This window comes from Micromonospora deserti (genome assembly GCF_003236335.1).
In the GTDB taxonomy this organism is placed as follows: domain Bacteria; phylum Actinomycetota; class Actinomycetes; order Mycobacteriales; family Micromonosporaceae; genus Micromonospora; species Micromonospora deserti.
This window is the reverse complement of sequence record NZ_POUB01000592.1, coordinates 1-398: the sequence shown is the minus strand read 5'-3', so window position 1 is coordinate 398 and position 398 is coordinate 1. Positions and strand designations below refer to the sequence as shown.

1 protein-coding gene is annotated in these 398 nt (G+C 38.2%); it reads right to left on the bottom strand.

Annotation, left to right across the window (positions count from 1 at the left end; all coding sequences use genetic code 11):
* The coding region (locus C1I99_RS35555; protein ID WP_199562485.1) for a methionine gamma-lyase family protein at positions 1 to 398 on the bottom strand (398 nt) is incomplete at both ends.

The window sequence follows — 398 nt, the reverse complement described above, 5'->3', positions numbered from 1 at the left end:
ACCATCACTTTAATTTCATCAACAGTAAAACTAGAACGACTAGAGTAACCTCTTGAACGTTGAATTGCTACTACTTTAACTTGATCCGTCAACTTAGTCTTGGCAGCTTTAAAATCAACTTTTCCATTTTCTAACAAAGGGACGTAATCGAAATCAATTTTAAAGTCTTTCAATGAACCCATTCCTGCTTTACCAGTGACGCCAATCACTTCTTGAATCGTATCATAAGGCATCCCCGTTAAGTATAATAACTTATCTCCAGGACGCAGCATTCCAAAATAGGCTGAACTAATTGTATGAGTCCCAGAAACAAATTGTGGCCGAACCAACGCATCTTCTGTCTTAAAAACATCAGCATAAACTCGGTCTAGAGCGTCTCTTCCCATATCGTTATATCC